A 7026-nucleotide genomic window follows, 5' to 3' on the forward strand; every position below is an offset into this window, starting at 1 on the left:
GCAGTAACTATGATGCAAGCCGTCCGTCAGTTGCAATTCAAAATGTACCAGCAACAAGTAATGCGCCATTTACCGTTACGTTTACTTTTAGCGAAGCGGTAATAGGCTTTGTTGTTGGTGATATCACGTTAACTAATGCTACCGCGAGCAGTTTTACTACCGTAAACACCAGTACTTATACGGCATTGATCACACCTATAGCAGATGGTGCGGTAACGTTAGATGTAAATGCTAATGTTGCACAAGATAGTGTGGGTAATTTTAATACGGCGGCGACTCAAGTCAGCAGTAACTATGATGCCAGTCGTCCATCAGTTTTAATTCAAAATGTACCAGCGATAAGTAATGCTCCATTCACTGTTACGTTTACTTTTAGCGAAGCTGTTTCAGGGTTTGTTGTGGGTGATATCAGTGTTGGGAATGGTAATGCGAGCAGTTTTACTACTGTAAACACCAGTACTTATACTGCGTTGATCACACCTATTGCAGATGGATCGGTAACGTTAGATGTTAGTGCTAATGTTGCTCAAGATAGTGCGGATAATTTTAATACGGCGGCAACTCAAGTAACTAGCCAATATGATGCGAGTCGTCCGTCAGTTTTAATTCAGAATGTACCTGCTAGCTCTAACAGTAGCTTTACAGCAACGTTTGCTTTTAGTGAAGTAGTTACAGGGTTTATTGTTACTGATATCACATTGACTAATGCTACCGCGAGCAGTTTTACTGCGGTAAATGGTAGTACTTATACAGCATTGATCACACCATTAGTTACCGGTGCGGTGACGTTAGATGTAAACGCTAATATTGCACAAGACAGTGCGGGAAATTTGAATACAGCTGCGATTCAAGCCAACAGTAATTATGATGTAAGTCGCCCATCAGTAACTATTCAAAATGTACCTACTAGTGGTAACAGTAGTTTTACTGCAACGTTCGCCTTTAGTGCAGACGTTACCGGTTTTGTGCTTGGAGATATAACGTTGACTAATGCTGCTGCTAGCAGTTTTACAACTGTTAATGGCAGTACTTATACTACGTTGATCACACCTATAGCTGAAGGTCTTGTGACATTAGATGTTAATGCTAATGTAGCACAAGACAATATTGGCAATCTCAATACAGCTGCTACGCAAGTTACCAGCCTATATGATGCTAGCCGCCCTTCAGTTGTAATCCAAAATGTTCCAGGGAATAGCAATAATTCATTTACGGCAACCTTTGCTTTTAGTGAAACAGTGCTTAATTTTATTGTTAGTGATATCAGTGTTACCAATGCGACCGTAAGTAACTTTACTGCTGTAAATGGTAGTAACTACAATGCATTAATCACACCTATTGCTGATGGTGCTGTAACCGTCAATATAAATGCTAATGTTGCGCAAGACACTGTTGGTAATTTGAACACTGCTGCGACTCAAGTCACTAGCCAATATGATGCTAGCCGTCCGTCAGTTGCAATCCAAAATGTCCCAATGACAAGTAATAATGCCTTTACAACTACCTTCGCATTTAGCGAGGCTGTCACCGGATTTGTTGTTGGCGATATTACGTTGACTAATGCTGCTGCTAGCGGTTTTACGACGGTAAATAGCAGCACTTACACCGCCTTGATAACACCTATCACTGACGGTGCAGTAACCGTAAATATAAATGCGAATGTAGCACAAGACAGTGTGGGTAATTTGAATACGGCCGGGACTCAAGTCACTAGCCAATATGATATCAGCCGACCATCGGTTGCTATTCAAAACGTTCCAGCAAATAGCAATAATGCATTCACCGCAACTTTTTCCTTTAATGAAGCCGTGATAAATTTCATTCTCAGTGATATCAGTGTTTCAAATGCCGTTATTAGTAACTTTACTGTTGTTAGCAGCAGCAGTTATACCGCGCTGATCACGCCGACAAGTGATGGAGTTGTTACTTTAAATGTAAATGCAAATGTTGCACAAGACACAACTGGAAACTTAAATACAGCGGCGACTCAAGTGACGAGTCAATATGACGGTAATCGACCTTCAATTACCATTCAAAATGTACCAACAAATAGTAGCAGTGCATTTACTGCATCATTTGTTTTTAGTGAAAATGTCATCAACTTTATTCAAAGTGATATTACTGCTACTAACGCTAATATAAGTAATTTTACTGCCGTAAATGCGAGTAACTATACTGCGCTGATAACACCTGTTGCTAATGGGCTTGTTACCTTAAATGTTAATGCTAATATCGCACAAGATAGCGTTGGCAATTTCAATACTGCTGCGGCGCAAGTCACTAGCGATTATGATGTTAGTCGTCCTTCTGTAGTTATTCAAAATGTACCTGTCAATAGTGCTAGCCCATTCACCGCTACTTTTGTATTTAGTAAAACGGTAACTGGGTTTTTACTTAGTGATATTGGCATTACTAATGCTGATATTAGTAACTTCACTGTTGTTGATGACAGTACTTATACTGCATTAATTACACCTTTAGTTGATGGGCCAGTTACTTTGGACGTTAGTGAAGGGGTTGCTCAAGACAGTAGTGGTAATCTCAATACGGCGGCAACGCAGGTTACAAGCCTGTATGACGTAAGCCGCCCATCAATTACCATTGAAAATGTTCCTTTAAATAGCCAAAGTGCTTTTACCGCCACTTTTGTATTTAGTGAACCAGTGATCAATTTTATTCTCAGCGATATTAGTCTAAGTAATGCGACGATAAGTAACTTTACCATCGTTGATGACCGCAACTATACTGCTTTAATCACGCCTATAGCCGAAGGTTTAGTGACGTTAGATGTTAGCGCTAATGTAGCACAAGACACTATAGGTAACCTCAATACTGCAGCAGTTCAGGTGACTAGCCAATTTGATGCAAGTCGCCCGGCCGTTGTTATTCAAAATGCTCCTGCAGTTACACGTAATGCTTTCACAGCGACTATTGTTTTTAGTGAACCAGTTCAAAATTTTGTTGTTAATGATATTAGTACAACCAATGCAACCATCAATAACTTTGTTGTTATTGATGCCAGTAACTATACAGCGCTAATAAAACCAATTTCAGAAGGTGATGTTACGTTAAATGTAAACGAAAATGTTGCGCAAGACAGTAATGCTAATTTTAATACTGCTGCTACAGAGGTTACCAGTCAATATGATATTACCGCACCTGAAATAACTATTATAAATGGCCCAACTATCAATATCGTTAATCAATCGAATTATAATATAGAAGGCACATGCGATGACGAAAATGTCGTCGTCGTTATCGTTAATACTTTAAGCCCCAACTCAGTTAACTGTGATGAAGGACTGTGGGTATTGAATAAAGATATAAGTGCTATTGCAGACGGTGCAGCAGCAGTAACCGTTAACGCTAATCAAACTGACAGTGCAGGCAATATTGGTAATGCAGAGCCTGTTGTTATTGATAAAGATACTGAAAAGCCCGTTATTAGTATTAACCGAGTTATTTATAGCCAAAACGATGCATTAATATTTAGCGGCACATCTGACACAGAAGACGGATCGGCAATATCAATTATAGAGTCAACCGATAATAACTTATGTGAAGCACCAGTGAATAACAAAGCTTGGAATTGCGAGAGTGGCATTGTTTTAGCAGAAGGAACTTATGACCTAAGGGCTGAGGCACAAGACGAAGCAGAAAACTTAAGCATTATTTATTTCTCGCAAACCGTAAATTTTGATGAAGATAATGATGGTATCAAAAACTCTGTTGAAGGCTATGGCGATAGCGACAATGACGGTATACCAGACGCTCAAGATACCGATTCTGATAATGATGGTATTCCTGATAGTGAAGAAGGGGTTGGCGATGATGATCGCGATAATATTCCTAATTATCTAGATACTAATTTGGACGAAGATGCTGATGGCGTACCTGATGTTATTGAAGGTAATACGGATATTGATAATGATGGCGTCATTAATGCCTTTGATATCGACAGTGACAATGATGGCATCTTTGATGGCTTTGAAGCACAAATTTCCGGAAACGATATTGATAATGACGGTATTGATGACATATTTGATGCAGATATAGGCGGTGATGATCCGGATGGTGATGGCATAACCTATCAAATTATTGATACCGATAATGACGGCATAGCAGACTTCTTAGATGTAGACTCTGATGGCGATCGCATTCCTGATGCATTAGAGGCTTTTGTAGGTTTTCAAGATTTAGACAATGACGGTATTTGGGATAGATACGACCAAAGCTACACTCTGGGCTCAGATATAGACAACGATGGCATCGATGATTTATACGACGCAGACCAAACTAATGGTTTAGATGCTGATAATGATGGTATTAATGATTTATTGATTATATTAAATGATCACAATAAAAACTTTAGGCCTGATCACCTTGATATAGACAGTGACAGCGACGGTATTCATGACAGTATTGAAGCTAACATTACTGGCTTTGACCATGATAATGATGGTATCGATGATGCCTTCGATTCTGACCTATCTAATGAACTAGATGTTAATAATGACGGTATTATTGATACTTTCATTTTTATCGATACAGATGCTGATGGCATTATCGATATGAATGATCTTGATAGCGACAATGATGGTGATACAGATACTTCAGAAGCTAACGTTCAAGACGATGACAAAGATGGCATTGCAGATATAGGCACGCCGGTAATGACCGATGTTATTGATACTGATGCTGATAGTATCCTTGATTATTTAGATTTAGACAGTGACAACGACGGTGTTTTTGATATTCAAAACAATGCAAACAGCGCGTTCGACTTAAATAATGATGGACGAGTTGATCTTACTGAAGACATTGATGGCGACGGCATAGACGACTCAATTGACGGCAATACACAAGTACTTGGTCATGGCAGTAATGCTGACAGCGATGGTGACTCTGTGATTGACGTAATAGATAAAGACGACGATAACGACGGTATTGCAGATGTTACTGAGCGGAGATTTGAAAATAACGTAAATGACATTGAAAACATAGATGGAAGCCAAATCACCAACGCGAGAAGAATGTCGTCAATAGACGCTCGACGCGCAATGGACTCTGACAATGACGGTATTATAAATGAAAAAGATCGCGACAGTGATAATGACGGTATTTCAGATTTAATTGAAAATGGCAGACCCAATTTATCCGGATTTGATCATGATAAAGATGGTATTGACGATGTATTCGATGCTGACTTTACCGGTGGTGTAGATAATGACCAAGACGGTGTTGATGATATTTTTATCGTTAAAGATACAGACCAAGACTCAGCCCCTGATTATTTAGATCTTGATAGCGATAATGATAAAATTAGCGACAATATAGAGCAACTTACTGTTCCACCTTCAGGTGTTGATACTAATGGCAATGGGATTGATGATGCATTTGATCCTGCGTTTAATAGTAATCAAGATGATAACTTAGACGGTATTGACGACACACTGGTGGTTTTATCAAACCCTGATGGCGATAACATATTAAATTTTCAAGATACCGACAGCGATGGTGATGGTATCGAAGATATTAATGAACAGGCGCGTGACTTTGATGGTGATGGAACGCCAAACTATCTAGATCTTGATAGTGATAACGATAAAATTAGTGATGCTATAGAAGGGCTTAATGACTTCGACCTTGATGGAGCCTCTAACTTCTTAGACCTTGATAGCGATGGTGACAATATAAGTGATGAATATGAAGGAAACATTGACTTTGATGCTGATGGATCACCAGACTTTTTAGATCTAGATAGTGATAACGACAGTATTAGTGATGCTAGAGAAACAATAAATGATTTTGATGGTGATGGTGCTTCTAACTATAAAGATCTTGATAGTGATAATGATGGTATAAGCGATGAAATAGAAGGAGATACCGACTTTGACAGTGATGGGGCGTCGAACTTTTTAGACTTAGACAGTGATGATGACGGTATAAGTGACGCAGTCGAAGGAGAAAGTGATTTTGATGTAGACGGAGATCCTAACTTTTTAGACTTAGACAGTGACGGAGATGGTCTGACCGATATAGAAGAAGGTGAAATTGATAGCGACAATGACGGAACGCCTAACTTTTTAGATTTAGACAGCGATAATGATGGCATAGCTGATAAAGATGAAAATGGCGACTTTAATAGCGATGGTATTAATGATGCTACCCAAGATCAGAGAAAAGTACAAAGTACGCTGAAAGGGTCTGGCAATGTAGGTGGTTTCATTATTTTGATGTTGTTACTCTTAGCGATTAAGCGCAACACACGTGTTTGTTTAACTATTCAGTGTAATAAGTGTAGGTAAGTGAAAATAAAATAATTGATTTGATTAAGAAAACTGTAAGCAAAAAAATATGATAAATAAGTGAACTCAAATTAATCAACCCACTTAATAAATGAGTTAAATAATTTGAGTTACTTAACGTTTATGACTAGATAAGTAGCTTAACCTTTAGGTAGAACTTTAATGAGTTCGTAGTAGCTAGCTTCTAACTCGTCATTAATACAAGTTAATAAGTAACTATTCATTTCTGATTCGCTAACTTCATCTTCTACAGCATCACTTTTGCACTGTTCAAACAGGCTCATAATATAGTCTGGCGACGCTGCCATTAACTCTGGCTCTTCATCTTGGCTAAACGCTGCAGTTGACGTTAATGCCATTACAGCTAATGCTAAAATTAATTTTTTCATAATAAATCTCGATAATTAATATCCGTATCATTTAAAGCTATTAAGCCTAAATATTAAGATACGAATATTTATTTAATTACATGTCCCAATAGTCACTTAATGAGTTAAGTTGTCTATCTAGGAATCTTTTTTCGTTTAAAGAATCTAATCGCTGTCTGACCCGGTAAGTTTGTTTTGCGGTTTTTCTAATTGCTTTTTTGTTGGTTGAACCATAGGCAATTTCAAAACCAGCAATACCAGTATCAAAATTTGAATCGTCATCAATATCAGTGTCATCATACGTATCAATGTTCATTTCTTTACCTTATAAAAACATCATTGTTGTATTT

At 38.2% G+C, this 7026-nt stretch carries 3 protein-coding genes; 1 reads left to right on the top strand and 2 read right to left on the bottom strand.

Annotation, left to right across the window (positions count from 1 at the left end):
• The coding region (locus H4J50_RS18025) for an Ig-like domain-containing protein (RefSeq protein ID WP_259366295.1) at positions 1-6308 on the top strand (6308 nt) is incomplete at its 5' end.
• Between the two features lie 140 nt (positions 6309-6448).
• Here H4J50_RS18025 and H4J50_RS18030 read toward each other — a convergent pair.
• The gene (locus tag H4J50_RS18030) at positions 6449-6697 is read right to left on the bottom strand and encodes a hypothetical protein (RefSeq protein WP_108455205.1); all 249 of its coding nucleotides are present in this window, start codon (positions 6695-6697) and stop codon (positions 6449-6451) included.
• Positions 6698-6773: 76 nt separating this feature from the next.
• A complete protein-coding gene (locus H4J50_RS18035; RefSeq protein WP_182257571.1) occupies positions 6774-6992 on the bottom strand; it encodes a hypothetical protein in 219 nt (72 codons plus the stop codon).
• Positions 6993-7026: the final 34 nt, after the last annotated feature.

This window comes from Colwellia sp. 6M3 (genome assembly GCF_014077595.1).
GTDB lineage: Bacteria > Pseudomonadota > Gammaproteobacteria > Enterobacterales > Alteromonadaceae > Cognaticolwellia.

What these genes read in the sequence shown, in the direction of transcription:
- H4J50_RS18030 (WP_108455205.1), bottom strand. Translation starts at nt 6,697, where the DNA reads ATGAAAAAATTAATTTTAGCATTAGCTGTAATGGCATTAACGTCAACT.
- H4J50_RS18035 (WP_182257571.1), bottom strand. Translation starts at nt 6,992, where the DNA reads ATGAACATTGATACGTATGATGACACTGATATTGATGACGATTCAAAT.